This window comes from uncultured Selenomonas sp. (genome assembly GCF_963528755.1).
Classification (GTDB): Bacteria; Bacillota; Negativicutes; order Selenomonadales; family Selenomonadaceae; genus Selenomonas.
On record NZ_CAURXA010000007.1, the window covers coordinates 35,497 to 62,123 of the forward strand.

A 26,627-nucleotide genomic window follows, 5' to 3' on the forward strand; every position below is an offset into this window, starting at 1 on the left:
CAATAAAAGCGTTTTTGCGCACGAAAAAGGGGCTGTTGCACATGATTTGTGCGACAGCCCCTTTCGTATGGGGAGCATCATTGCGTTTTCTGCGTCTCGGCACCGGGGGTGGGTGCAGCAGAGGGCGTCGCCGCGGGCGATGCGCCCGAAGACTTCGCCTCCGTACGCGTGCGCGAATCGTCTGCGTCCTGTGCCGCGCCTTTCTTCTCTGTTGACGAAGCGGACGACGAGCGATCCCTGCCGCCCTTCTTCGACTCCTTCTCGTCCGCGTCCTCGCGGCTTGTCGAACTCTTCGAGGAGCTTTCGCTTCTGCCCGAACTTTCGCGCTTGGGACGGCCGATGGAGGTGTCGCTTGCAGGCACTTCGGTTGCGCCCGCGGGGATCGAGCTTTCGTACTCGTGGCTCTCACGTTCCATGGCGGCGCGCATCGAGGCGTTGACATCGATGTCGAGTGTGTTGGCGACCGTCTGGCGAAGCTTCATGATGTCGGGAATCCAATAGCTGATCCCCGAGATGTAGAGCGGACGCCCTGGCACCATGTCGGTCTTGAGGCCATTCTTCTGCGCCTCCTTCAGAGTGCCCGCGAACTCAAGCATTTGGCGGAAGGAGAGGTCGGTTTCGATGGAATCCATGACCTCCTTGATGACGGAGGGCAGGCGCGTGATGATGGCGGGTGACGTGAGCTTTTCCATGACCGCTTTCATGAACTTCTGCTGGCGCTCGATGCGCCCGATGTCGCCCTCCTCGTCGCGGTAGCGCACATAGGTCACAGCCGTCTTGCCGTCCATGTGCTGCATGCCGGGCTTGAGGTCGATGAGGAGGCCGCCGTCGTCGTCCCACGGATCTTCGTAGTACATGCGCTTCTCCACGTTGATGTCGATGCCGCCCAAGGCATCGATGATGCGTTGGAAGGAGTGCGTGTTGATGATGATGTAGTGGTCGATGCGCACGCCCAAGAGGTCTTCGACCGTGCTCTCGCTGAGCTTATGTCCGCCGTAGGCGTAAGCGGCGTTGATCTTGTCGTAGCCATGCCCCTTGATCTTCACGCGCGTGTCGCGCGGCACGGAAAGGAGCGCTGCCTTGTTCTTCTTCGGATCGATCATCGTGACCATCAAGGTGTCGGAGCGGCCGACGTCGTCTTCTCTCTGGTCGACGCCCATGATCATGATGGTCGACTTGTCCTTTGCGGTCAGGAGATGCTCCTCGTCCGCTTTTGGCTTCTCCTTGTCCAGGAGGCTCGTCGAAGCGAAGAGCGCACCCGCCGCAGCGGCGGCAAAAAAGAGGAATACGACGGCGACATAAGGCCAGATGCGCCGCTTCTTTTTCGGCACGGCAGGAGGCGGAGAATTTTTCTGCAAGATCATACCTTCTTTTCAGCATTTTTCATATCAAGTTCCAGCAAGGCGGCGTCCGCTTTTTACAAAGCGGACGTCCGTACAGGCGCCGAGCAAAAGGAACGCGGCACGCATGGGGCGATTCCTCGCCTGCAAGGTGTTTCTCCTATTATAAAAGGTCTTGTTTCTTTACGCAAATGATATTTTTCCATTTTGGGCGGAATTAGGAGGATTTCACGAAAAAGGAGGGGCGACACCCGCGCATGAGCATGTGAACGTGAAGCAGAGGATTTTTTTGGTTATTATTTCCTCTCGAAGTCGCTCTTTCCTATTGTAAAATCATCTAATTTATATTATCATAAAAGCGTGACGATTCCAGAGTGCTATGCGTCAATAGCCTTTGGTTATGGAACGGGTGCTCCATGCCGTTCTTCGAAAGGAAGCGCTGATAAATCCAGTACATCTTATCAGTGCTTCCCAAACAGCAATGGAGGTGTTAGTAAATGAGTACGGAAACAAAAAGCCAAAGCGACAAGATTCACGAGGCCGAACTGGCGTTTGACCGGAAAAGGCGTACCTTCGGCATGATCTGCGGGCCGATCTGCGCCATTCTCGTCATGATCACGCCGATTCCCGACTTGCCGCTTCCGGCGCACAAGCTCCTGGCGATCATGACGCTGATCGCTCTTTGGTGGATCACAGAACCGATCCCCATCCCGGTGACGTCGCTCCTCGGGCCGACGCTCGCCGTCATCTGCGGTGTCGTGGGGGCGAAGGACGCCTATGCGGCATTCGCGAACCCCATGATCTTCCTCTTCATGGGCGGCTTCATCATTGCCAAGGGCATGATGATGCACGGACTCGACCGAAAATTCGCCTTCGCGCTCCTGTCGATGTCCTGGGTCGGATCGAACCCCAGGCGCATCTTCCTCGCCGTCGGTCTCGCCTGCGCACTGTGCTCGGGCTGGGTCAGCAACACGGCGACGGCGGCCATGATGTTCCCGATCGCGCTCGGCCTTCTGGAAGCGATCAAGGAGATGTTCGCTGCGAACGGCAAGACGATCGAGCTGCACGAATACAAGTACGCCACGGGTCTCATGCTCATGACGGCTTATGCGTGCTCCATCGGCGGCGTCCTGACCCCGATCGGTACGCCCCCGAACATCATCATGCTCGGCTTCCTCGACCAGATGGCCGGCATCCACATCTCCTTCTTTGAATGGATGATCTGGGGCTTCGTCGCCATGGTCGTCTACTTCATCATCGCATACCTGATTCTCGTCAACATGTTCCCCGCCGACGTCAAGCGCATCGACGGTGCAGAGGCATTCATCGCCGAGAAGCGCCGCGCTCTCGGCGGCTGGACGCGTGCGCAGAAAAATACGCTCGTCGGCTTCTGCGTCGCCGTCATCCTCTGGGTCACGCCGGGCATCCTGAACATTGCCCTCGGCCCCGATTCGCCGATTCTCAAGATGTACAGCAAGCTCTTCCCCGAGGCGATTGCCGCGATGGCGGGTGCTCTCCTGCTCTTCTTCCTGCCCGTCAACTGGAAGGAGCGCGAGTTCACGCTGAACTGGAAGGACGCAGCCGCCGGCATCGAGTGGGGCACGCTGATCCTCTTCGGCGGCGGTCTCGCGATGGGTGGCATGATGTACAAGACGGGTCTTTCGACGTGGGTCGGCGATTGCATCGTCGGCTGGATGGGCGGCGAGCCGTCGCTCTTCATGATGGTCGCGATCTTCTCCGTCATGGCGCTTCTCCTGTCGGAGCTTTCGTCGCACACGGCGGCGACGAACATGATCGGTCCCTTGGGTGTCACGGCCGCCCTGGCGGCGGGCTTCAGCCCGATTCCCGTCGCGGTCGGCATCGCGCTCTCCTCGTCGCTCGGCTTCATGCTGCCGGTGTCGACGCCGCCGAACGCCATCGTCTACGCGTCGGGCTATGTGCCCATCACGAAGATGATCAAGACGGGCGTCTACATCGACTTCATCGGCATCTTCTGCGTGACGATCCCGATCGTGCTCTACCTCGTCGAGTTCATCGTTGGTGCGCGCTGAAGGCGGGACTTTGCCGCTTGCAGCAAGCCTGTGGTTGGACATAAGTTCAGCCTGATGTAATGCAAAAAGAGCCGCTGCACGAGTCCGAGAGACTTCCTGCAGCGGCTCTTTCCTTTGAGTTGGGAGGCAATATGGCAAAAGAAATCGAGCGCAAGTTCCTCGTCCATAGGGAGCTTTGGCAGCCGAAGGGCGAAGGAATCGAGATCGCGCAGGGCTACCTCGCAGCGGATAAGAAGCGCGCCGTGCGCGTGCGCCTGGCGGGAGACCGCGCCTATCTGACCGTCAAGGGGCCGACGAAGGGTGTCGAACGACTGGAATTCGAGTACGAGATCCCAACGGCGGACGCACGCGCCATGCTCGCCCTCTGCGAGCGTCCATGGATTGAAAAGCGCCGCTATCTGGAGCGATGCGGTGCGCATACATGGGAAATCGACTGCTTTAGGGGAGAGAATGAAGGCCTCGTCGTAGCCGAGATCGAGCTTTCTGCGGCGGACGAGATGTTCGAGCATCCGACCTGGCTCGGCGAAGAGGTCTCCGACGACAGCCGCTACCTAAACGCAAGCCTCATGCGCCTGCCTTTCTCGCGCTGGCGGAATTGACAGTGAAGCGATTAAAATGCTATGATAGGCAAGGAGAATCGGCGTGCTGCAAAGGTTCAGCACGCTTTCTATGACAGGAGGAATCGCATCCATGATAGAACGCTATACGAATCCTGAAATGGGCAATATCTGGACGCTGCAGCATGAGTTTGAGACCATGCTCGAAGTCGAGATCGCAGCCTGCGAGGCCATGGCGGAGCTTGGGGAGATCCCGCAGGAAGCCGCCGCGAACATCCGCGCCAAGGCGAAGTTCGACCTGCCGCGCGTCAAGGAGATCGAAAAGGTCACGAACCACGACATCATCGCTTTCCTCACGAACGTCGCGGAATACGTCGGCGAGGACTCGAAATACATCCACAAGGGACTGACGTCGAGCGATGTCAAGGACACGGCACTTGGCATCATGATGAAGAAGTCTGCCGACATCATCATCGATGATCTTAAGAAGCTCCTCGAAGTATTGCGCCGCCGCGCCGTCGAGTTCAAGCACACGCCGTGCATCGGCAGGACGCACGGCATCCACGCAGAGCCGATGACCTTCGGCTTGAAGCTGCTTCTGTGGAGCGCCGAGGTCGAGCGCGACATCGAACGCGTCGAGCACGCGAAGAAGATCGTCGCCGTCGGCAAGCTCTCGGGCGCCGTCGGCACCTATTCAAACATCGACCCGCGCATCGAGGAGATCACATGCAAGAAGCTCGGCATCACGCCCGTGCGCCTCGCGACGCAGGTCATTCAGCGCGATCGTCATGCCGAGTACATGACGACGCTTGCCATCGTCGCAAGCTCGCTCGAAAAGTTCGCGACGGAAGTCCGCAACCTGCAGCGCACGGACATCCGCGAGGCGGAGGAATACTTCGCTCCCGGCCAGAAGGGTTCGTCCGCCATGCCGCACAAGCGCAATCCCATCACCTGCGAGCGCATCTCGGGCATGGCGCGTCTCGTGCGCGGCAATGCAGTCGCGGCGCTCGAAGACATCACGCTCTGGCATGAGCGCGACATCTCGCATTCGTCCGTCGAGCGCGTCATCCTGCCCGACAGCACGATCAACGTCGACTACTGCACGAAGAAGTTCACGAACATCATCGACAAGCTGCTCGTCTATCCCGAGGCCATGCTCGCCGATATGGAAAAGACGGGCGGTCTCATCTACAGCCAGCGCCTCATGCTCGCCATCGTCGACAAGGGCGTTCTCCGTGAAGATGCCTACAAGTGGGTGCAGCGGAATGCCATGAAGCGTTGGATGGAAGGCGAAGACTTCCGCACGAATGTCGAGAAGGACGAGGACATCTTGAAGTATCTGACGAAGGAAGAAATCGACAACTGCTTCGATTATCAATACTTCCTGCGCCACATCGACAAGATCTTCGAGCGCTTCGGACTCTGAGCCGAAGGCGTTTTTACGGCTTCAGCGCACACATCGGAAGCTGAAACCTCGTATAGAGAAGGAGAATCGCTATGTCAGCAGTAGTAGTTACAGGCACGCAATGGGGCGATGAGGGCAAGGGAAAGATCGTCGACTACCTCGCAGAGAAGGCCGATACGGTCGTGCGCTATCAGGGCGGCAGCAATGCCGGACACACCGTCAGCGTCAAGGGCGAGGAGTTCAAGCTGCGTCTCCTGCCCTCGGGCATCCTTTACCACGGCAAGACGAACGTCGTCGGCAACGGCGTCATCTTCGATCCCGAAGTCGCGCTCGAAGAGATGAACGAGATGCAGAAACGCGGCATCGACACGTCGGGCATCCGCATCTCGAACCGCGCGCACCTCGTCCTGCCGTATCACCGCATCATGGATGGTCTCGCCGAGGAAGCGCGCGGCGAGGGGAAGATCGGCACGACAAAGCGCGGCATCGGCCCGTGCACGATGGACAAGATGAACCGCATCGGCATCCGCGTCTGCGATCTCATCGAGCCGGAGGAGTTTAAGAAGCGCCTGAAGGAAAACCTCGCGATCAAGAACGAGGAACTGGAAAAGATCTACGGTCATGCGCCGCTCTCCTACGAGCATATCCTCGAAGAATACGAAGCTTATGCAGATCTCCTGAAACCCTACATCTGCGATACCATCGCTCTCTTGAACGAGGAACTTGACGCTGGCAAGAAGGTGCTCTTCGAGGGTGCGCAGGCGACGATGCTCGACATCGACTACGGCACATACCCTTACGTCACGGCCTCGCACCCAGTATCAGGCGGCGTAGGTGTCGGCGCGGGCGTCGCGCCCAGGCGCGTCGACAAGGTCGTCGGCGTCGTCAAGGCATACTGCACGCGCGTCGGCGAAGGCCCCTTCCCGACCGAGCAGATCAACGACATCGGCAACAAGATCCGTGAAGCCGGCCATGAGTTTGGCACCGTTACGGGCAGGCCGCGCCGCACGGGCTGGCTCGATGCCTGCGTCGTGCGCTATGCGGGTCAGCTCTCGGGTCTCGACTACATGGCGATCACGCGCCTTGACATCCTCGACGGCTTTGACGAGATCAAGATGTGCACGGGTTACAAGCTCGACGGCAAGCCGCTGAACGAGATCCCCGCGAGCCTCAACGTCCTCGCGCGGGTCGAGCCTGTCTACGAGACATTCGAAGGTTGGAAGGAAGACATCTCGGGTTGCCGTGACTACGAGAAGCTGCCCGAAAAGGCAAGGAGATACCTCGAACGCCTCTCCGCCGTCACAGGTGTCGCCATCGGCATCGTCTCCGTCGGCCCGAACCGCGATCAGACAATCATCTGTGCGAACGATATTTTCTGATGCAAAGAAGGGCTGAACATATGTCCTGGAAGTTTACCTTGCACATGAACAGTTGAATATGCTATACTAAGGTCGGCAAACGTGATTAGAGTCACAACCAGTACACGAAAAGCCCCCAAGTTGCGGTCTTGGGGGCTTTTCTATTCCCTTATTGCAGGTGGGCTTAATCCCTAGGCTCGTCGCCGTCATGCGCTCTCTCATCGAGCCATTTGCTGATGCGATTGGCGATCACGCCAGCCATGATGGAGAGAAGAAACGCGGTTAGAGTCACCAGTACACCCCCTTTCCATTGCCATGTCTAGGGGCGGCAACGCATCAAGTATAGCATACTTCCCTGCGTCACACCATAGTCTCGCAGATAGGGAATTCGATGCAGAGAAGGGGGCGCAGCTAGTTTCTGAGCGGATTGCAATTTCGCTTGACCTCCTGATATTTTCATGATAAGATACCAACGTAAATGCAAAATGTTATTAAATATGAAAATAACTATAGGAAGTTCGTGTTACGACTTCCTTTTCTTTTCTTCTACTAATGAGAATAATAATATATATAAATGAGGTGAATTAATGGAAGTATTGGAAAAAATCCTTCCGGCAGAAGTGCATCCGCGGGCAAAAAAGAGGCGAATCGCCATCGCCCTCGGTCTTGTCGCACTCGTCGCCGCGCTCATCGTCAGCGCTTCGGCGGGTGCGGTGCACATCGCGCCCGAGGCCATCGTGCCGACACTCATGGGAAACGGCACGCCCGAGGATTATCGCATCCTCTACCACATCCGCCTGCCGCGCATCATCACGGGCGCTTTGACGGGCGTGAACCTCGCGCTCGCCGGCTGCATCCTGCAGGGCATATTGAAGAATCCGCTCGCCGATCCCGGCATCATCGGCGTGTCGGCGGGCGCGGGACTGACCGCCATGTGCATCATGATCCTCTTCCCCGCAGAGGTCAAGTTCGTGCCGCTCGGCGCTTTCGTCGGCGCGATGATCGCCGTCGCGCTCGTCTTTGCGCTGTCGTGGGACAACGGCGTGCATCCGATGCGCATGGTGCTCGCGGGCGTCGCCATCGCGGCGTTCTTCGGCGGGGCGATGACGGCTCTGATGGTCTTCTACTCCGACCGCGTGCAGGGCACGGTGAACTGGATGGCGGGCGGCTTCGCGGGGCGCAGCTGGAGCCATGTGGAAATGGTTCTGCCCTACACGCTCGTCGGCATCGCGGGCACGCTCCTCGGCAGCCGCTGGCTCAACGCCCTGCAGCTCGGCGAGGAGACGGCGCGAAGCCTTGGCGTCCATGTGGCGCGTGCGCGGCTCGTGCTGCTCGTGCTCGCCGCCCTGCTCGCCGCCTCTGCCGTGAGCGCGGCGGGCATGCTCGGCTTCGTCGGGCTCGTCGTGCCGCACATGGTGCGGCTTCTTACAGGATCGGATTTCGACTACCTGCTGCCCGCCGCCGCCATCTGGGGTGCTGTTCTTGTAGCAGGCGCCGATGCGGCGGCACGCATGGCGTTTGCCCCCGTCGAGATCCCCATCGGCGTCTTTATGTCGTTTTTGGGTGCGCCGTTCTTCCTCTATCTGCTCAAGAAGGGGCTTCGAAGGGAGTGAGACGATGGCAGAAATCTTGAAGGCATGCGGCCTTTCGCTCGGCTACGGCAAGGCGGAGATCGTCCATGAAGTCACGGCCTCCATACGCCGTGCGGAAATCGCCGCGATCATCGGGCCGAACGGCTCGGGCAAGTCGACGCTTCTGAAGGCGCTCGCCCGCCTTTTGGAGCCGCGTGCGGGGCGCGTCGAGTTCATGGGCGAGGATCTGTGGCGAAAGACGGAGCGCGAGGTCGCACAGAAGGTCGCATTCCTGCCGCAGAGCGCTGAGCCGCCCGGCGACATCACGGTCATGGAGCTTGTGCGCATGGGACGCCTGCCGCATCGAAAGTTCTGGGATTCCTTTTCCAAGGAGGACGGCGAGGCGTGTCGCGAGGCCCTGGCGCGAACGGGAATGGAGAAGTTCGCTCAGCGACCGATTCTCGCGCTCTCGGGTGGCGAGCGCCAGCGTGCGCGGCTCGCCATGGCGCTCGCGCAACAGCCCGAAGTGCTGCTTCTCGACGAGCCGACGACATATCTCGACATTCGTCACCAACTGGCGCTCATGGAGCTTGTGGAAAAACTCCATGCGTCCTTGGGGCTGACTGTCGTCATGGTGCTGCACGATCTCAATCAAGCCGTGCGCTACAGCCACCACATCATCGCCATCCACGATGGGCGAGTGCTCGCCGACGGTGCGCCCGAGGCGGTCTTCACCGAAGACCTCGTGCGTGAGCTCTACGGCGTCGAGAGCGTCGTTCGCGACGTGACGATTGCGGGCAGGTGCACGAAGCTCTGTCTGCCCGAGCGCGTTGCCGATGGAGCGAAAGCCGTATGAGCAAGGATACGGCAGTCGTCATCGCGAACGTCTCATGCAGCCGCAAAGGGAAAAAAATCCTCGAAGACGTGACGCTCGACGTGGAAAGCGGCACGGTCATGGGGCTTCTGGGGCCGAACGGCGCGGGAAAGACGACGCTCATCCGCCTCGTCGCTGGACTGGCAAGGCCCGATGCTGGCACGATTCATGTATGCGGCGAGGATGCGGCGAAGCGCAGCGTGCGCTTTCGCCGTCTCATCGGACTCGTGCCGCAGGAGAATACGCTGGAGAGCGAGCTGACCATAGGAGAGAGCCTGCTCGCTTACGCACGGCTCTATGGTATCAACGATGCCAAAGAAATGGTTCATCAGACAGCTGAACGGTATCACCTCTCGGACTTTCTTGATAAGCGTCCTGAAGAGATCTCGGGCGGCATGAAGCGGCGCGCCGTCATCGCGCGTGCGGCGATGACCGATCCCGGCGTTCTGCTCCTCGATGAGCCGAGTGCGGGACTCGATCCCGATCTCAGGCACGAGGTCTGGGCGCTCATACGCAAGCTGCGCGATGCAGGAAAGACGCTGCTCCTCACGACACACTACATGGAAGAGGCGGAGAGACTCTGCGGGCGCATCGCCTTCCTGCGCGCGGGCAGACTGCGCGCCCTCGATACGGCAGAGGGCATACGCGCGGCGGCAGGCGATGCAAAAGATCTTGAGCAGGCGTTCCTGCGCCTCTCACATGAGGAGGAGTGTTCGTGACTGCGCTTGATTTCTGGCCAGTATTTCGGCGCGAGATGGCGATGCTCGTCCATCGTATCGGCGGCTTGGGCTACCTGTTCTCGGGGCTGCTCTTTCCGATGATCTACCTGCTCGCCTTCGGCTGGGGACTCGGCAGCGCCGTCGAAGTCACGGGCGGCTACATCGCCTACCTCGCCAAAGGGATGCTCGCCATCACCGTCATGATGAACGGCTTCCAGCAGACGGCGATCTCGGTCAGCGCCGCACGCTTCTACTTTCGCACGTTCTCGGTGCTGCGCATGAGTCCCGTGAGCGATGCCTCGATCGTCTTCGGTATCGCACTTGCGGGCGCCGTGCGAGCGATCCTCGCAGGGGCGGCGGTCTTCCTTGCTGCCTGGCTCTTCTTCGACATTCGGCTGCTCGCCGTGCCGGGCTTCGTGGGACTCGTGCTCACGGCGTTCTGCTTTGCGGCGTTCGGCGTCGCTGTAGGCCTTTCCATTCGCGGGCAGGAGCAGTTTTCCGTCATCATCAACTTCTTCATCACGCCGATGACGTTTTTCTGTGGCTCGTTCTTCCCCATCGCCAATTTGCCCGAGATCGTACAGAGGCTCGTTTCCTTGCTGCCGCTTGCCCATACGAATGCGCTGCTGCAGGCAGACGGCTGGGACGGCGGTGCGCTCTCGTCGTTCGTCGTGCTTGCGATTTTGACGGCGCTTGCCTTCGGTTGGGGCGTCTGGCGCATGAAACGGTATCAGGAATTTTAGGAACCGCTGATAAAATGAAGTCGCCCAGATTTGCGCAGATGCGCTGTATCTATCGAGGAGATAAGCTACACGCACAAACGTCCACTTTGTGGACATTGTGCGCCGCCCTTACCTGAAACCAGCCAATCGATTTGCGCCTTCGGCTTGACCTCTTGGGGTTTCAGTGTAAACCGGAGGCGTAGCGGTGCTACGTCGAGGATTTGTCGACGACGAGAGGACAGCGCAGATGCGTGAAGATGGGTGGCTGAATTTATCAGTGATTCCTTGGGAAACGCTGGCTTTATTCTTGCTTTCTCGAGTTGATTTCTACGATTCTACATCAAGGAGGTTTCTATGCGAAAGTTTGGTATCATCATCGCGCTCCTGTGCCTCGCGGCGGCTGTCGTCTTCATCTTCCTGCCGCGTGCGCAGGAAGCGCCGCAGCCCAAGGATTTGACGGCGAAGGACAGCATGGGGCGCGAAGTCACCATGCCCGCCCACCCGAAGCGCGTCGTCATATTAAACGCTTCGAACCTCGATCTCTTCGTCGCAGCGGGCGGCGCAGACTTCGTCGTTGGCAAGCCGACCTCGCAGGCATTGTCGGAGACGGTCAAGGAGAAGACGGCGCAGGCCGAGGAAGTCGGCATCATCCACCAGCCCGACATCGAGAAGATCCTCTCCCTGCAGCCCGATCTCGTTATTGGCACGAACGTTCCCTTCCACACTGATCTCGAAGAGACGCTCGGCAATGCGGGCATTCCCATTTACATTCAGGCACTCGACGATGTGCCCTCGCTCTTCGATGCGCTGACCTTCTATGGCAAGCTCACGGGAGATGAGAAAGCGGCTGCCAAAGAAGTACAGACGATCAAGGACAAGCTCGCGACGGTTGAAAAACGCGCCGCAGGGCGCACACCGCCCAAGAGCCTGCTCGTCTTCGGCTCGCCCGAGAGCTTCAACATGGGCACGAAGAAATGCTTCACGGGCGGACTCATCGAGCTGCTCGGCGGCGGCAACATCGCCGACCACGCTGAAGGCGACGGCGGCTATTTGCCGCTTTCCATGGAGTTCGTCGCACGCGAAAACCCCTCGATCATCTTCGCCATCGTGCACGGCCCAACGGAAACGCTTGAGCCGAAGATGCGCCGTGACTTGCAGGAGAGCGAAGCATGGGCGGACGTCGATGCCGTGAAGAACGGGCGCGTCTATGTACTGCCCTACGAACTCTTCGCCATCAATCCAGGCGTGCGTGCGGCGGATGCACTTGAGGTACTCGCTGACATCATGTATCCACAGTCGAAATAAGGAAGGTTTTTCTGGGCTTGCCAGGGTAGAGATATTTTTCACCCCTTGCGACCTTTGTATCTATATGTCTCATAGAAATACAAGGATAAGGAGATGGAGTAATGCTGAAGAGAATTACGAAGAAGAAAAGCCTGCTGCTGACAGCAGCCATCCTCGCCGCTATGAGCGTCCCCGTGCAGGCGGCGGAGAAGAAGCAGGAGGAAACGACGCACATCAAGACGGATGAAGTCGTCGTCACGGCATCGAGGACGAAGCAGGAAGTCAAGGAAACGCCGAGCTCCGTCGAAGTCATCACGCGCGAGGACATCGACAAGATGGGCGCAGAATCCGTGCGACAGGCGCTGCAGCTCGCCATCGGCCTCGATACAACGGAGACGGGTATGGTGGGAAATCAAGTTTCCATTCGCGGCGCACAGACAAATCAAACATTAATCCTCATCGACGGGCGGCGTGTGCGATCAGAAGATACATCGTCCACGATGAACGCCTATGAGTTTGATCGTATCAATATAGACGATGTCGAACGCATCGAGATCGTACGTGGCGCGGCGAGCTCACTCTACGGCTCGGAAGCCATCGGCGGCGTCATCAATATCATCCGCAAGAAAGCGGACGAGCAGAAGACCACCGTCACGGCAGATTGGACGACGCGCCGCGCAGATGGCGGCATTCGCTACGACACGGGAAAGCAAGGCAAATGGAATCTCTCGACGAGCTTCAAGCTCTCGGATTATCGCGAACGTGGCACCAATGCCACAAGCAATCAGTTTGGCAAGAGGTACTTTTTCAACATTGAAGGCCGCATGGACGTGGCAAAGGACAAGTGGCTGGATGTCTTCTTCGATTACATGAAAGAAGACCTCTACGCCAGAGAGATGGATAACCAAGGTGCAGACTATGACCAGATGCGCGTAGCGACAGGCGTCAAGTACGCGGGGCGCGACAAGCGCGGCGACTATGAGGCGCAAGTTTACTACACCCGCTTTCATAAGGATCAAGAACGGCGGGACAGAGCGAACAGCAACTTTCTCGGCTTTGATGATATGACCTTCAAATCCTTGATTTTCGATGGCAGACGCTCCTTGCAGCTGACGAACAATCACTTGCTGACCTTTGGCGGTGAATATCGCAAAGAGGACTACGATAGTACGCGCTTGACGGGCAGCGGTTCCATATCACGTCAAGGTATCATAAGCCCGTTTGGCAAAAACTCCGTGCGATACGCCGCGCTTTATGTACAGGACGAGTGGCTCGCAAGCCCTGACTGGCTGCTCATTCCGTCCATACGCTGGGATTACAGCAGTTCCTTCGGCAGCAAAGTGACGGGAAAACTCGGTACCACATATAAGATCAATAAAGATCTGCGCTTCAAGGCGAACATCGGTACGGCGTACCGCGCACCGACAGCGAGCGAACTTTACTTGGATTGGCCAGGTATGCCAGGCGGCAGAACTAATAAACCTTGGTTGCATGGCAATCCCAACCTTAAACCAGAAACAGCGTTGAATTTTGATTTGGGATTTGAACTGGAAAAGGACAAATCCTTCGGTAAGATCACCTATTTCCATAACAAAGTCCGTGATTTGATCAACGGCACCTTCGATCACTATACGCTCATCCATCCGGGACCGCCTCCGATTGGATTTATGCACATAAAATATCAAAATGTAAAAGAGGCGATTTTACAAGGAATCGAACTGGAAGCAAGGCAAGCGCTCGGCAATGGCTTCTCCGTGCGCGGTCTCTACACCTACCTTGATGCACGTGATGGCGATGGCAAGCGTCTGGATTATCGTCCCTATCACAAGGCGAGCCTGCAGCTCAGCTACGAAGATCAGAAGCATGGTTGGAACGCGACGCTTTGGAACGATTGGACAGTGGGATACCGTTACAAGGAGCAGGTCGGCAGCGGTAGGATGGCAAGGACGATTTCCAAGGACGCTTCCCTGAGCATCCTGAACTTCGTCGTCAGCAAGAAGATCAACGATCATTTCAGCGCCTACCTCGGCGTTGACAACATCTTCGACAAAGAGAGCGATGCTCTCGCCTACGATGGCAGGATTTGGCGCGGCGGCGTGAATATGACATTCTGAGACGGCAAAGTGAAAAGTCCCTAAGCTTGCAGCTTAGGGGCTTTTTGCATATCGGGTTGCCGTTCATCGTCTTTGCCGCCCAGCGTATGCTATATTTGTTGCTTATATGTAAGCTGCGGTTTGCCGCCCTGCGTACAGCAACAGGTGCCTGCAGCGGACAAGCCGTATATTGACGCTGCACCATAAGAAAACGTATAATGGAGACAACAATTCACAAACGATGGAGAGGAGGAAGCCTATGAATGTGCCAAAGGACGCGCAGCTGGCGATTGCGATCGGCTTTGCGGCGTTTTTCCTCTTTGTGGGCTTGGGAGTCTACGGCATATATTATTTCTTCACGGGCGGCTGTGATGAGAACAGCGAGCCTTATTCCGCCTACGAGGTGCGCGAAAAAATTGAGGCGGAGTACGATTTTCCCGTCGAGCTTGAATATCTGGGCGAGACGGTCACGCAGGAGAAGCCGTGGAAGCGGGTCGACTACGCCTTCCGTGACAAGGAGCGCGACTTCACGTTCACCGCGCATGCGAAGGTTGCGCCCATCAATGCGTCGATCCCCTTCATCCTCCTGCCGGGCGGACGCTCCTACTATACCGACTACCCAGAGCGCTGCCTCGACCGGCTCAACGACAAGGTGCAGGAGTGCGCGAAAAAGCGCGGCCTGCGCTTCATCACGCCCGAGGAGAAGGCGGTGCATCTCGGCTACCAAGGCGATGTCGATACCGTTTTCCTGACGGATGAAAAGCAGCTCGCGGATGCGGCGGAGCTGTTCCTCGAAATCGCGCAGATCTACGACGTGGCGCGCTTTGGCGAACAGGGCGCTTGGCGCGATATCGCCTTTTGCTATCTGCCGTCGGGCGAGACGGATCTCAAGAAGGCGCAGCTCGTCTGCGTCCTGTATCTGCGTGGCAAGCGGGACGTCTATGATGCGAACGGCATCCCGGATTATATCGTCTCAAACAGCAAGAGCGAGGCGGAGCCTTTTCTGCTCCGGTTGAAGGGCGGCTGGCAGGACAAGACCTGGCGGGCGAAAAAGAAGGCCGCGGACGGCATCGGCATGGGCCAGAGCAGTCCGGGCGATTCAGGCGCTCTCGGCTCGCCCGATGACCGAACGCCTTGGGATGACTGGGGCGATTGGAGCGACTGGGATGGCTGGGATGATTGGAGCGATGAAGACAGCGACCGCCCGGAGTTCCTCACGCCGCCCATCTCTCCCTCGCGCCGAGAGCCGAGCTGGATCTGATTCGAGGTCAGAGGCGTGCAGCTTTTATCTCTGACCGCCTGCACCGTGCAGGAATTTTGCAGCATTGAAGATGGGGAGGTACGAACATGCAGGAGTTTTCTTTTCATTGTCCGACAGAGATCGTATTTGGCCGCGGCGTCGAAGAGCGCACGGCGGAGCTTCTTCGAAAGTACGGCGCACATCGCGTCTTCATCGTTTACGGCGGCGGCAGTGTCATCAAGAGCGGGCTGCTCGCGCGCGTCGAACGCGTCATCACGGCGGCGGGTCTTGCCTTCTCCGTCCGGGGCGGCGTGCGGCCGAATCCGCGCCTTTCGTTTGCGCGTGAGGCCGTGCGCGAAGCGATGGACTTCGAGGCGGATTTCCTTCTCGCCGTCGGCGGCGGCAGCGTCATCGACACGGCGAAGGCCATCGCGCATGGCACGGCAAATCCTGATACCGACATCTGGGATTTCTGGTCGGGTAAGAAAGAGCTCAAAAAGAGCCTGCCTGTTGGCGTCATTTTGACGCTTCCTGCGGCGGGCAGCGAAACGAGCGATTCCTCCGTGCTGACGAACGAAGAGACGGGCGAGAAGGCGGGACTGCCGTCGCCCTTCAACCGCCCCGCCTTCGCCATTTTGAACCCCGAGCTGGCCTTTTCCCTATCCTCGCCGCAGCTTGCGGCGGGCATCGCCGACATCGTCATGCACACGCTTGAGCGCTACATGACGCATACGGAAGGCAACGAATTCACCGATCTCCTCGCCGAAGCGCTCTTGCAGAGTGTCGCGAAGTATGCGCCCATCGTCCTCGCACATCACAAAAATTACGAGGCGATGAGCGAGATCATGTGGTGCGGCACGATCTCGCACTGCGGACTTACGGGACTCGGCCGCGACAAGGATTTCTCCGTGCACAAGCTCGGTCATGCGCTGTCGGCACGCTACGACACGAACCACGGCGAGTCCCTGACGGCTCTCTGGGGCGCGTGGGCGCGTGCCGTCTACGAAGATCGCCCTGAGCGTTTCGCGCGCTTTGCCGAGAAGGTCTGGAGCGTCGATGCGGGCTCTGCCGAGGAGCGGGCGCGTGCGGGCATCCGCAGGACGGAGGAATTCTTCCGCTCGCTCAAGCTGCCGATCTCGCTCGGAGAACTTCCGACGGGCATCTTGGAGCACGGCGCCTTGGAAGCACTCGCCGACAATGTGACGGCCAATGGCACGAAGACGGTAGGCACATTCCACTCCGTCGACCGTGCGTTCGCCTTGAAGATCTACACGGCGGCGAACCATTGAGCTTGCAGCCAGGTATTTTCATGCAGAAGCTGCACGACGCTTACGCAGCGAATCGATACAAATAGTTTATCTTTTGTTTATCTGTCTGTTATCGTCCTTTTAGCGCAGCATGGTATACTGAACATGTTGAAATAGCGAAAGTGAATGGATACGATGAGAGGAGACGATAAAGATGAAAAAATGGTGGATCGCGGCTCCCATAGCCGGCGCTCTGACCGTCGGTGCGCTCGCCGCGCTCGGCGTGGGGATTTTCGAGATGCAGACAACGCTTCACGCACCTGCACTGCGGACTGCTGCAGTCGCTGCTCCCGTAGCGAAGGGGAGCGATTCGCTGCTCCTTTCCGTCGCTGAAGCAGCGACGGCCGACTTCGTGAGCTACGACACGATCAAGGTTCAGGCGATTGCCGAGTCGGGACTTCACGAGGGCGATCTCACGAACTATGAGATCAAATTCGACGGGCGCGGCTACATGCCGACCTACCGCGTGGAGCTTGAGACGAACGCGGGTGGCGTGGACATCGATTTCGACGCCAAGACGGGTGAGATCATCGACGTGCGGGAAAAGTCGTGGAAGCACACGCGCACGAAACTCATCATCAGCGACTACAATGTGATCGACGACGCACAGGCGATGGGAATCGCACTGGAAGACGCAGGTCTCTCCATGGACGATCTTGATCGCTATGAGTTGGAATTGCACACAAAGAGGAGCGAGCTTGTCTACTCCATCGAGCTGAAGAGCGGCGCTAAAGAGTACGAGTATGACCTGCGCGCCACCGACGGCACGATCTTGAAGAGCGATACCGACTTCGATTGACGCGATTCACGGACAGTAGAAATCCCCCGCCGCAGGCACCGGCCTGCAGCGGGGGATTTCTCACCAGTCTATTATATAGGGCAGTATCGCCTCAAAGGAAAATACGCTATAATGAAAGTAGTGAAGACTATAGGAAAAGAGGAGGCCTTGAACATGTGGAAAAAATGGACGCTTTCCTTTCTCACGCTTGCACTTTGTGCATTCCTGGGATCTGCTCTACCCGCCGAAGCGGCGGCCAAGGAGAAGCCTGCGCGCGTGGAACTCGTGATGGTGCTCGACAAGAGCGGCTCGATGTCGGGGTTGGAGTCGGATACGATCGGCGGCTTCAATTCGATGATCGAGAAGGAGAAAAAGCTCGATGCAAAGGTCAATGTCACGACAGTTCTCTTCAACGACAAGATCGATACGATCTATAGCCGTGAAGATATCCGGCGCATCAAGCCACTGACGGACAAGGAGTACGAGGTCGGCGGCACGACGGCGCTTTTGGACGCCGTAGGCTCGACGATCCTCAAGGTTGCACGCACGGAGGGCATCGAGAACAAGGATACGAAGGTCGTCTTCGTCATTATCACGGATGGCCTGGAGAACGCCAGCGAGGAGTTCACGCGCGAGAAAGTCAAACAGATGATTTCCGACAAGCAAGAGAAGGCGGGCTGGGATTTCATCTACCTCGGCGCGAACATCGACGCGGAGAAGGAAGCGGCAAATATCGGCGTAAACAAGAAGAACGCTGTGACTTATCGCAACACGAAATCGGGCGTGCGCAGGAACTTCGACGCCGTCAGCGCCTATGTGGCGGAAGCCGTAGCTGATCCGAGCGCCGAGAGCGACAGCTGGAAAGAGCATGTGGAAAAAGACGAGACGCAGGACTGAGACGTTCGCAGAAAAGCCCCGAAGCCATCGCGCGATGGCTTCGGGATCTTTTGTCTTGCTGGATACGCTGTTCTTTTTCTGACCATATATGTATATGAGAGATATGGAAGCTTCTCTCGGAAATCCAAAGGGTTGGGAGAAGTTGACGACAGCAGATAAAGATGCTATACTTATATGAGAATGATTATTTATAAAATTTTTTAGCAAAGAGAACATGGGAGGTTTTTTCATGAAAAAAGTTGCGGTAGTATATTGGAGCGGCAGCGGTAATACGGAAGAGATGGCGAAGTCTGTCCTTGAGGGTGCGAAGAAGGGCGGCGCGGACGCGGAGCTCAAGCGCTTCGAGGATTTCAAAGTTGACGATCTGGCGGGCTATGACGGTTTCCTTTTTGGCTGCCCAGCGACGGGTTCGGAGGAGCTGCAGGAGGACTATGTCGAGCCGTTCTTCGTTGAAGCGGAGTCGAAGCTTTCGGGCGTGCCGGTCGGACTCTTCGGCTCGTATGGCTGGGGCGGCGGCGCCTTCATGGAATCGTGGGCGGAACGCGTGCGCACGGCGGGCGCGAAGCTCGTAAGTGACGGCCTTGTCGTTGAGAATGCGCCCGATGATGACGGGCTCAAGGCATGCGAGGAACTTGGCGAAGCGCTGGCGAAGTCGCTCTAAGCCTATCCGTCCGTGTTTCTTTGGACGGGACAAAGTCATGGAGATGGACGTCTCTGCACCATAGAAGGATGGTGCAGAGACGCCTTTTTCATTTGTTGGGAAAAGTTTTATTTTATGTATTGAAAATCATTACCATATGTGCTATTCTATACATACATTGCTGGAGGTGATGATTTTGGGTAAGGATGGTTTCGAGCGTATGCTCTGCTTCCACTGTGCGCCGACGTTCGCGGGAATCAAGCCTGCGAGCCTTGTTTCTTTTCAGAAGAGCCGATTCGAGGATTTCGATGCGCTTCTTGAATCGTATGCGACATGCTTCGAGTGCAAAGGCATCACACCCGTCCGCTTGACGGAGGGTGAGGAGTATGTCCTCATGCTCTTCTACCGCAGGAAGCTCCTCGAACGTATCTTGGAGCAGCCGGCGGTGCTTGCGCTTTTGGCGCGATTCGGCTACCGTGCAGGTGATGCGATCGAAGCGCATTTGGAGTATCTTTCCATGCGCATCCAACTCCAGAAGAGCTTCCCGCATGAGGTCGGCCTCTTCCTCGGCTATCCGCCGGAGGACGTGGAGGGCTTCATCGAGAACAAGGGACGCGACTTCGCTTGCGCGGGCTATTGGAAGGTCTACGCGAACGAGGAGGAGACGCGCGCTCTCTTCCAGCGATACACGGACTGCACGGAGCGCCTTTGTGCGCGTCTGGGGCGCGGCACGCCGATGGCGGAGCTTTTGGAAGCGGTCTAGTGCGCAGGGACGGTCAGCAGTTCTTTACAGCAAGAAAAAATCATCAGGAGGTCTTTGACATGGGAAAAGTAGCGGTTGTATATTGGAGCGGCACGGGCAACACGGAAGAGATGGCGAAAGCCGTCCTTGAGGGCGCGAAGAAGGGCGGCGCTGAGGCAGAGCTCTTCACGGTCGGCGATTTCAGCGCAGACAAGATGGCCGACTACAACGGCTTCCTCTTCGGCTGCCCTGCCATGGGTGATGAGGTCTTGGAGGAGGACGAGTTCGAGCCGTTCTTCACGGAAGCGGAGAAGAAGCTTTCGGGCGTTCCTGTCGGACTCTTTGGCTCCTATGGCTGGGGTTCGGGCGCCTGGATGGAAGCTTGGGTGGAGCGCACGAAAGCTGCCGGTGCCAAGCTCGTCTCCGACGGCGTGATCGTCGAGAATGCGCCCGATGACGACGGCGTGAAGGCCTGCGAAGATCTCGGCGAAGCCGTCGCCAAGGCGCTCTGAGAAGCGTCCCTTACCAACTCCAACTCGCGCAAATCACACGCACAAAAAGACTGCCGCGCTTCGGTGCACGGCAGTCTTTTTGCTTGCTGTTCTTTTGGGGAGAAACGAAGTGGAGGTTTTGAAAGAGCGGGTTTTTGCCTGCAGATTCAGAAATCACTTGGAGAACGCCGTCACAAGATTCTTGAGGCGTTCCGTGCCTTCCTTGAAGCCCTGGACCTTTTCGAGGATGTCGGCGTACCGTTCCGCCATGCCGACGATGTTCTCGGCGATGCGCGTGTTGCCGTCGGCGCTCTCGTGCGTCGCGCGTCCGATCTCGTCCATCGACTGGTTCATGTTGCGCACGGAAGCGAGAAGTTCTTCGGAGCTCTTTGTGCTGCCTTTGGCCGTTCTGTGGAAGAATTCTGCGTCTTCCTTGTACTGCACGGCAGTCTCGTCCATCTGTTCATAGTCCTTGCGAATGTCTTCATCGATGAAGTGCAGGAGGTCGAAGGCGCCTTTCGATAGGGCCTCCATCGCGCCCATGACCTGGCCTGTGAGGTTCTTGATTCTCTCCGCCGTTTCCTGCGACTGTTCGGCAAGCTTGCCGACCTCGCCGGCGACGACGGCGAAGCCGCGTCCCTGCTCGCCGGCACGCGCTGCCTCGATGCTCGCATTCAGCGCGAGGAGGTTCGTCTGCTCGGCGACGTCCGTGATGGCCTGCGTGAGCGTCTCGATCTCCTGCACGACCTTCGCGGCTTCGATGGCGTCTTCCACGGAGGTTTTCGTCGAGCCGTAGACGCGGTTTGAAGCTTCCTGCGACTGCTCCATCTTCGCCTTCAGATCGGTCGCGCGCACGGCGATCTCACGCGTGTACGCCTCGCTCTTCTTCATTTCCTGCACGGTGTGCTGGATCTCTTCGCTCAGGTGGCCGCTGACCTGCTGCATGCTCGCCGTCGAGGCCGCCGTTTCTTCCATGCCTGCTGACATCTCCTCTGTCACGGCGGACATGTCCTGCGTTTCGTTGTTCATTGCGTTGATCATCGCTTCGAGTTCGCCAACGACAGCGTCCGTCTTCTCGGCTTCCTCGTGTACCTGCTTCATGAAGCCCTGCATCTTCATCAGGGCCTTGACGACGACACCGATCTCATCGGCGCGGTTCGACAGTGCGGCCGGAATTTCGCGGTCCAAGTCGCCTGTCGCGACAGCATTGAGGTGGTCGATCGACGTATTCAAGGGCGCTGAGATGTTGTTCGAGATGATGCGCGACATGAGGATGCCGAGAATCAAGCTGATGAGAATGATCGCGGCGAAAATCTTCAGCGTGCGTGCATACTGGATGTTGTTCTCCTCGAAGAGCTGCTTGCCTTGGAACACGTTGTCCGGTGTCAGAACCTGCATGTTGGCGCTGATCGCCGTCAAGGAGGAGAGCTGATTGTACGCTTCGGCCTTGTCCTCAGGCGCTGTGCCGAGTGTGCCGACGGCCTTGACCGCGGCGTCCGCCGCATCGAGATCCTTGTCGAGCGCGGAGAGTGCTTCCTTCGTGCGATCGCTCTGCTTCATCTTCTTGATTTCATCGACATCGTGCCGGATGCCTGCGAGGTTGCCCGCGATGTCATCGAGGAGGATCTGACGATTCTCCTGCGTGAAGTTCTGCTGCACGATGTAAGATACGTTGACGTTGATGCTGCGCAGTCGGTTGTTCGCATCGTTCAGATACTGTGTCGTCATCAAGTTGTGGTGATACATCTCGTCGAGCGCCTGCTTTGCCGAATGACTCGAATAGATGCCGACGACGGCAACGAGCGCCACGGTGAGGAGGAGGAAGACGGAAAGGATCGCGACCTTCGTCTTTACGCTGTAATCCTTCAGGATTTCGCTGCCCAAAGTAAAATTGCTCATATTTCCCAGCCCCCTTACTTCACGAATTGCGCGACATTTTCGCGTGTGATGGACGTGAACGGAATGTCAAGGCTCTCGGTTGGCGCCTTGCCGTTTAGGAAGCCTTGGACGAGCGTGACTGCGCCCGCCGCCTGTCCCTCGGCGTCCTGCTTGACCGTCTGCGAAAGCTCGCCCGCCTCGACTGCTGCGAGGCCTGCAGGCGTAGCGTCGACGCCCGTCACGAGGCAGCCGTTGAGGCGGTTCGCCGCTTTCAAGGCCTGAATCGCGCCCAAGGCCATCTCATCGTTTGCCGCGACGACGCCGTTGATCTCCGGGAAGAAGTTCAGCCAGAGCGTCACGGCCTTCATTCCTTCCGCCTTGCTCCAACTTCCGTCAACGGAGGCGAGGAGCTTGATATCGGGGCGCTTGTCGAGACACGCTTCCTTGAAGCCTTCCCAGCGCTTGACGGCGACGGGCAAGGAGCTTTCTCCCATCAGGTAGACGATTTTGGCGTTCGGCGGCAGATGGCTTGCCATGAACTCACCCTGCATTCGGCCGGCCTCGCGGTCATCGGAGAGCGCGCCGATCACCTTCGGATCGTTCACGTCGCGGTTCATGATGACGACGGGGATTCCTGCCTCACGCGCCTTCTCGACCGTAGGCACGATGCTCGTTCCATCCATCGCGAGGAGAACGATGGCGGCCGCCTTGTTGCTGATCGCCTCGTTCAGCTGGTCGATCTGCAGATTGCTGTCCCCTTTGGCGTCGAGAAATTCCACATCAAGCCCTGCCGATTTCGCCTTCTCGGCAAAAGTGTTCTTGAGCTGCATGGCGAAGGCGTCGTCATCGTTGTGGTTCGCGTAGATCACCTTGCCCGATCCCCCGAGACTGGAAGAGCCGCAGCCCGCCAAGAGGAGACACCCCAAGGCGGTCAGGAGAAAGAGCAGACATTTTCTTGTCAGACTCATGGTTTCACGTCCTTTCCTGCAGAGCTGCGATTCCTTCCGCATCTCTGCACTCCAATATAGTCCTTCAGCTCTACATCTTCTTCGACTTCTAATAAAATTCTCCTGCTTCATCGGGAAATATATTATTTTTTCTTGGGTATATTGGGAAAATATGATTTTCTTCTTGCATTTTTTTTTGATATGCAGTACAATTGCGTAGTACGACATGGGGACGTAGCTCAGCTGGGAGAGCGTTCGGTTCGCATCCGAGAGGTCGAGGGTTCAATCCCCTTCGTCTCCACCATCTCGACAAGTGAGGAATCGGCTGTTTGCCGATTCCTTTTTTTGTGTTAGTAGGTGAGGCTTTTGCTTTGCGGGAGTGCGGATATGGCTTGCTCGTCAAGGAAGCGATCATTGCAAATAACCATTTTTCTGCGCAGATGATACCGAATGCTGACTTCGCTGACTTAAGCAGCGCCCGGATCCTGCAGTTGCGCCATATTATCGCCGAAGACCGGCTGCGAGCTGTCGGGCAGAAGCGCGGGCGCAAGTATGTGCTGTCGACACGTTCGTATTGACAAGACTATTCTTCTTAGGTATGATTAAGCTTAGCGAAATGAAACGTATACGCTCCGCCGTTAAAGACAGCGGAGCGTTCTGCCAAGCGATAGGACTTCGATGCTTGGCAACACGAAAGGATACCGATGAAATCATTGAAACTGCGTGCGGCTTTCTTACTTCTCGTGCTCATTTGCAGCATTGTGCTCGCGTTGGGGTTCGGCTCGGTGACGCTGCCGACGGATACGCTCTTCGCCGAGATCTCTGCGGCTCTTTCGGGAGAGTCGTCGAAGAATGCGATGATTCTTTTCGACATCCGCCTGCCGCGCATCCTTTTCGCGGCGCTTGCCGGAGCCGCTTTGGGGCTCACGGGGCTTTTGATGCAGACGGTCTCGCAGAATTATCTTGCTGACCCCTATATTCTCGGCGTTTCGGCGGGAGCGAGCACAGGCGCCGTCGTCTGCATCGTCTCGGGACTGGCGCAGCAGCTTTTTGGCTATGGCATTTACGTCGGCGCCTTTTTCGGCGCGGCGCTTTCGACGGCGCTCGTGATCTTTCTGACGGGGAGGGGCGGCAGCCCCGTGCGCCTCGTTCTCATGGGAATGGGCGTCTCGGCGCTCTTTTCCGCCCTGACGATGCTCGCGATTTACGGGGCGAAGGACGAGGCGCAGGTGCGAAGCGCCATGTTCTGGCTCATGGGCAGCCTCACGGGCATCCAGTGGAAGGCGGTGCCTGTCATGGCGGCGTCGCTTGCGGCGCTCATGCTCTTCATCTACCTCTTGCGCCATGAGCTTGACATCCTCCTGCTCGGCAAGGAGGAAGCGCGTCATCTCGGCATGTCCGTCATGCGCCTGCAGCGGCTCATCGTGCTCTTTTCGTCCGCCGTCGTGGCGGTCGTCGTGGCGCTCTCGGGCATCATCGGCTTCATCGGGCTCATCATCCCTCATGCGGCGCGCTTCTTCGGCGAGCCGAAGCACGGCGTGCTCCTGTGGTTCACGGCTCTTTTCGGCGGCATTGTCCTCGTCTGGGCCGATGTGCTCGCGAGAAGCGCCTTCCGCCCCGAAGAGCTTCCCATCGGCATCTTGACGGCGGGACTCGGTGCGCCCGTGTTCTTGTGGATCATCAGCCGCAAGTACGGAGGCTATTGACATGCTCTCGGTCAGGAACTTGTCTTTCGCTGTCGGCGCAAAAACGATTCTCGATGATGTGTCCATCGACTTCGCTGCGGAAAAGATCACGGCGATCCTCGGTGCAAACGGATCGGGAAAAAGCACCTTGATGTCCTTCCTCGGGAAGAATCGTGCTGCGCCCGGTCACGTTTTCTTCTGCGGCGAAGACATCAGCGAGATTTCGCCGCGCGCTTACGCCTTGAAGGCGGCAATGCTGCCGCAGCAGCGCGAAACCATCGCGGACTTCGCTGTCGAGGACGTCGTCGTCATGGGGCGCTTCCCCTACAAGCGGCAGTTTCGCGACTACACGCAAGCCGACTACGAGATCGCTCGCACTGCCATGCGCGAGGTCGGCATCGAGGCGATGGCGAAGCGCCGTATCGGCAGCATGTCGGGCGGCGAGATCCAGCGCGTCATGATCGCCAAGGTTCTCGCGCAGAAGCCTGAACTCATCCTTATGGACGAGCCGACGAACCACCTCGACGTCCGCTACAAGGTCGCGCTCATGAATACGCTGCGCGCCTACGGCGGAACGATCGTCCTCGTGCTGCACGACCTGTCGCTCGCCGCCCAGTACGCCGACCGCGTCGTCGTCATGAAGGACGGTCGCATACGAGAAGAAGGGGAGACGGGGGTCGTCATGCGCACGGAGCTTTTGGAAGAGATCTTCGGCGTGCCCTTCGTGCGATTTGAGAAGAACGGGCGCGTCTATTTGAATTATTGAAGAATCACTGATACATTCAGCGTTTCCTTGCATGAGTCGTATGGTCGCGGCAAGTGCTGCGTCAAGGGTATATATCAAAGGAGGATCTTTATGAAGAAATGGCTGAAGAAGACGGCTGCGGCAGGACTCGCCGCCCTGCTCCTCGCATCGCTCGCCGGCTGCGGCAATGACGCCAAGAAGGCGGAGGAAGGAAAGGCGGCGGGCTATCCCGTCACATGGACGGAAACGCTCGACGGGAAGGAAGTGACGGCTTCGGTGGAAAAGGCGCCGAGCCGCGCCATCTCGATGTCGCAGGCGACGACGGAAATGATGCTCGCGCTCGGTCTTGAGGACAAGATGGTCGGCACGGCGATGAAGGAGGAAGACATTTACCCGCCCTTGCAGGCGTCTTATGACAAGGTCAAGGTGCTCGCGGAAAAGTGGCCGTCCTACGAAACCTTCATGGCAGAAAAGCCCGATTTCGCAACGGGTTGGGAGGTGCCTTTCACGAAGCGCGGCATTCCCGCAGATTCGATTACGGCACAGGGCGTGCCCATCTATATCCCGTCTTCGATGCAGAAGCTCGATGCTGGCCTCGATACCGTGTTTGACGACATGATGAAGCTTGGCGCGATTTTCGGTGTCGAGCCGAAGGCGCAGGAATGGGTTGACGGGCAGAAGAAGATCCTCGCAGACGTGCAGGAAAAGATCAAGGATCTGCCGAAAAAGCGCGTGTTCATTTACGACGCCTCGGACGGCAAGCCTTTCACTGCTTACAAGGGCTACACGACGAATATCCTCAAGCTTATCGGCGCGGAAAATGTCATGGCGGACGCCGGCGTTGACAAGACATGGGCGGCGACGACATGGGAAAGCGTGGTCGCTGCAGATCCCGAGTACATCATCATTGCCGACTACAGCAACGGCATACGGAACGATGACGACTTCCAGAAGAAGGTCGCCGCTATCAAGGAAAATCCTCAGCTTGCGAATGTCAAGGCCGTCAAGGAAAACCACTTCCTCAAGGTGAAACTCTCGGAGATCACGCCGGGCGTGCGCACGGTCGAGGCACTGAAGCGCCTTGCCGAAGAGATTCACGGAATCAACCTGCAGTGAGACTCTCAAGGAAGCGCTGCTCGGCGATGTTGAAGCTTCCCGTACGTTCTTGATGCTGTCTGGCACGTCTCCCGCATGTGCGGGGTGTGCATGAATTCTCAATACTTGACCAAAAGAGGCGCCTGTGCGGCGCTTTTTTTGGATTTGTACGAAAGGCGAGTAGTCCGGGCGCTTTCCTTATGGTATA

Annotated in this window: 25 protein-coding genes and 1 tRNA gene; 22 read left to right on the forward strand and 4 right to left on the reverse strand. The window is 57.8% G+C overall.

Going from position 1 to position 26,627, the window contains the following annotated elements:
- Window positions 1–77: 77 nt before the first annotated feature.
- On the reverse strand, window positions 78–1,364 hold the full coding sequence (locus RWS31_RS09245; protein ID WP_294176434.1) for an LCP family protein: 1,287 nt from the start codon (window positions 1,362–1,364) through the stop codon (window positions 78–80).
- A 473-nt stretch (window positions 1,365–1,837) separates the two neighbouring features.
- Between RWS31_RS09245 and RWS31_RS09250 the strand changes: the two genes are divergently transcribed.
- The 4 genes from RWS31_RS09250 to RWS31_RS09265 all read left to right on the forward strand — a co-directional run bounded on the left by RWS31_RS09250 (window position 1,838) and on the right by RWS31_RS09265 (window position 6,732).
- Entirely contained in the window at window positions 1,838–3,391 is a 1,554-nt protein-coding gene (locus RWS31_RS09250; protein WP_314597765.1) for a DASS family sodium-coupled anion symporter, read from the forward strand.
- A 131-nt stretch (window positions 3,392–3,522) separates the two neighbouring features.
- Window positions 3,523–3,990, forward strand: a complete 468-nt coding sequence (locus RWS31_RS09255) for a CYTH domain-containing protein (RefSeq protein WP_314597767.1) — start codon at window positions 3,523–3,525, stop codon at window positions 3,988–3,990.
- A 91-nt stretch (window positions 3,991–4,081) separates the two neighbouring features.
- Window positions 4,082–5,374 carry an adenylosuccinate lyase gene (purB, locus tag RWS31_RS09260; protein ID WP_294176443.1) on the forward strand — a complete coding sequence of 431 codons (1,293 nt, stop codon included), beginning with the start codon at window positions 4,082–4,084 and terminating at the stop codon, window positions 5,372–5,374.
- 71 nt (window positions 5,375–5,445) lie between these two features.
- Window positions 5,446–6,732 carry an adenylosuccinate synthase gene (locus RWS31_RS09265; protein WP_314597769.1) on the forward strand — a complete coding sequence of 429 codons (1,287 nt, stop codon included), beginning with the start codon at window positions 5,446–5,448 and terminating at the stop codon, window positions 6,730–6,732.
- 163 nt (window positions 6,733–6,895) lie between these two features.
- Here RWS31_RS09265 and RWS31_RS09270 read toward each other — a convergent pair whose 3' ends face one another.
- A complete protein-coding gene (locus RWS31_RS09270) occupies window positions 6,896–7,003 on the reverse strand; it encodes a nitrate reductase (RefSeq protein WP_265070561.1) in 108 nt (35 codons plus the stop codon).
- A 295-nt stretch (window positions 7,004–7,298) separates the two neighbouring features.
- Between RWS31_RS09270 and RWS31_RS09275 the strand changes: the two genes are divergently transcribed.
- The 13 genes from RWS31_RS09275 (at window position 7,299) to RWS31_RS09335 (ending at window position 20,090) form a co-directional block, all read left to right on the forward strand.
- The gene (locus RWS31_RS09275; RefSeq protein ID WP_314597770.1) at window positions 7,299–8,324 is read left to right on the forward strand and encodes an iron ABC transporter permease; all 1,026 of its coding nucleotides are present in this window, start codon (window positions 7,299–7,301) and stop codon (window positions 8,322–8,324) included.
- Window positions 8,325–8,328: 4 nt separating this feature from the next.
- Entirely contained in the window at window positions 8,329–9,138 is an 810-nt protein-coding gene (locus tag RWS31_RS09280; RefSeq protein ID WP_314597771.1) for an ABC transporter ATP-binding protein, read from the forward strand.
- On the forward strand, window positions 9,135–9,875 hold the full coding sequence (locus RWS31_RS09285) for an ABC transporter ATP-binding protein (RefSeq protein WP_314597772.1): 741 nt from the start codon (window positions 9,135–9,137) through the stop codon (window positions 9,873–9,875). The genes RWS31_RS09280 and RWS31_RS09285 overlap by 4 nt, the downstream gene beginning before the upstream one ends.
- A complete protein-coding gene (locus RWS31_RS09290; RefSeq protein WP_314597773.1) occupies window positions 9,872–10,618 on the forward strand; it encodes an ABC transporter permease in 747 nt (248 codons plus the stop codon). Before RWS31_RS09285 ends, RWS31_RS09290 begins: the two co-directional genes overlap by 4 nt.
- Before the next feature lie 333 nt (window positions 10,619–10,951).
- On the forward strand, window positions 10,952–11,902 hold the full coding sequence (locus tag RWS31_RS09295; RefSeq protein WP_314597775.1) for an ABC transporter substrate-binding protein: 951 nt from the start codon (window positions 10,952–10,954) through the stop codon (window positions 11,900–11,902).
- A gap of 101 nt (window positions 11,903–12,003) precedes the next feature.
- Window positions 12,004–13,995, forward strand: coding sequence for a TonB-dependent receptor domain-containing protein (locus RWS31_RS09300; RefSeq protein WP_314597777.1), 1,992 nt, complete (start codon window positions 12,004–12,006; stop codon window positions 13,993–13,995).
- A gap of 238 nt (window positions 13,996–14,233) precedes the next feature.
- Window positions 14,234–15,235 carry a hypothetical protein gene (locus RWS31_RS09305; RefSeq protein WP_314597779.1) on the forward strand — a complete coding sequence of 334 codons (1,002 nt, stop codon included), beginning with the start codon at window positions 14,234–14,236 and terminating at the stop codon, window positions 15,233–15,235.
- A gap of 86 nt (window positions 15,236–15,321) precedes the next feature.
- Window positions 15,322–16,503, forward strand: a complete 1,182-nt coding sequence (locus tag RWS31_RS09310) for an iron-containing alcohol dehydrogenase (RefSeq protein WP_314597780.1) — start codon at window positions 15,322–15,324, stop codon at window positions 16,501–16,503.
- 172 nt (window positions 16,504–16,675) lie between these two features.
- Entirely contained in the window at window positions 16,676–17,320 is a 645-nt protein-coding gene (locus RWS31_RS09315; protein ID WP_314597781.1) for a PepSY domain-containing protein, read from the forward strand.
- A 153-nt stretch (window positions 17,321–17,473) separates the two neighbouring features.
- Complete coding sequence (locus tag RWS31_RS09320) at window positions 17,474–18,196, forward strand: VWA domain-containing protein (RefSeq protein WP_399553750.1); 723 nt, start codon at window positions 17,474–17,476, stop codon at window positions 18,194–18,196.
- A gap of 229 nt (window positions 18,197–18,425) precedes the next feature.
- A complete protein-coding gene (locus tag RWS31_RS09325; RefSeq protein ID WP_314597785.1) occupies window positions 18,426–18,857 on the forward strand; it encodes a flavodoxin in 432 nt (143 codons plus the stop codon).
- 169 nt (window positions 18,858–19,026) lie between these two features.
- Window positions 19,027–19,599, forward strand: a complete 573-nt coding sequence (locus RWS31_RS09330; protein WP_314597786.1) for a DUF3793 family protein — start codon at window positions 19,027–19,029, stop codon at window positions 19,597–19,599.
- A 59-nt stretch (window positions 19,600–19,658) separates the two neighbouring features.
- Window positions 19,659–20,090 carry a flavodoxin gene (locus RWS31_RS09335; RefSeq protein ID WP_314597788.1) on the forward strand — a complete coding sequence of 144 codons (432 nt, stop codon included), beginning with the start codon at window positions 19,659–19,661 and terminating at the stop codon, window positions 20,088–20,090.
- A gap of 153 nt (window positions 20,091–20,243) precedes the next feature.
- Here RWS31_RS09335 and RWS31_RS09340 read toward each other — a convergent pair whose 3' ends face one another.
- Entirely contained in the window at window positions 20,244–21,968 is a 1,725-nt protein-coding gene (locus RWS31_RS09340) for a methyl-accepting chemotaxis protein (protein WP_314597790.1), read from the reverse strand.
- A gap of 14 nt (window positions 21,969–21,982) precedes the next feature.
- The gene (locus tag RWS31_RS09345) at window positions 21,983–22,915 is read right to left on the reverse strand and encodes a sugar ABC transporter substrate-binding protein (protein ID WP_314597792.1); all 933 of its coding nucleotides are present in this window, start codon (window positions 22,913–22,915) and stop codon (window positions 21,983–21,985) included.
- A gap of 207 nt (window positions 22,916–23,122) precedes the next feature.
- Between RWS31_RS09345 and RWS31_RS09350 the strand changes: the two genes are divergently transcribed.
- From RWS31_RS09350 to RWS31_RS09370, 5 genes are all read left to right on the forward strand, one after another.
- Window positions 23,123–23,198, forward strand: a tRNA-Ala gene (locus RWS31_RS09350).
- A gap of 88 nt (window positions 23,199–23,286) precedes the next feature.
- Entirely contained in the window at window positions 23,287–23,472 is a 186-nt protein-coding gene (locus RWS31_RS09355) for a hypothetical protein (RefSeq protein WP_314597794.1), read from the forward strand.
- Between the two features lie 126 nt (window positions 23,473–23,598).
- Window positions 23,599–24,600, forward strand: a complete 1,002-nt coding sequence (locus tag RWS31_RS09360) for an iron ABC transporter permease (RefSeq protein ID WP_009645848.1) — start codon at window positions 23,599–23,601, stop codon at window positions 24,598–24,600.
- Window position 24,601: 1 nt separating this feature from the next.
- On the forward strand, window positions 24,602–25,345 hold the full coding sequence (locus tag RWS31_RS09365) for an ABC transporter ATP-binding protein (RefSeq protein ID WP_314597796.1): 744 nt from the start codon (window positions 24,602–24,604) through the stop codon (window positions 25,343–25,345).
- 90 nt (window positions 25,346–25,435) lie between these two features.
- Window positions 25,436–26,440, forward strand: coding sequence for an ABC transporter substrate-binding protein (locus tag RWS31_RS09370; RefSeq protein WP_265070544.1), 1,005 nt, complete (start codon window positions 25,436–25,438; stop codon window positions 26,438–26,440).
- Window positions 26,441–26,627 lie beyond the last annotated feature (187 nt).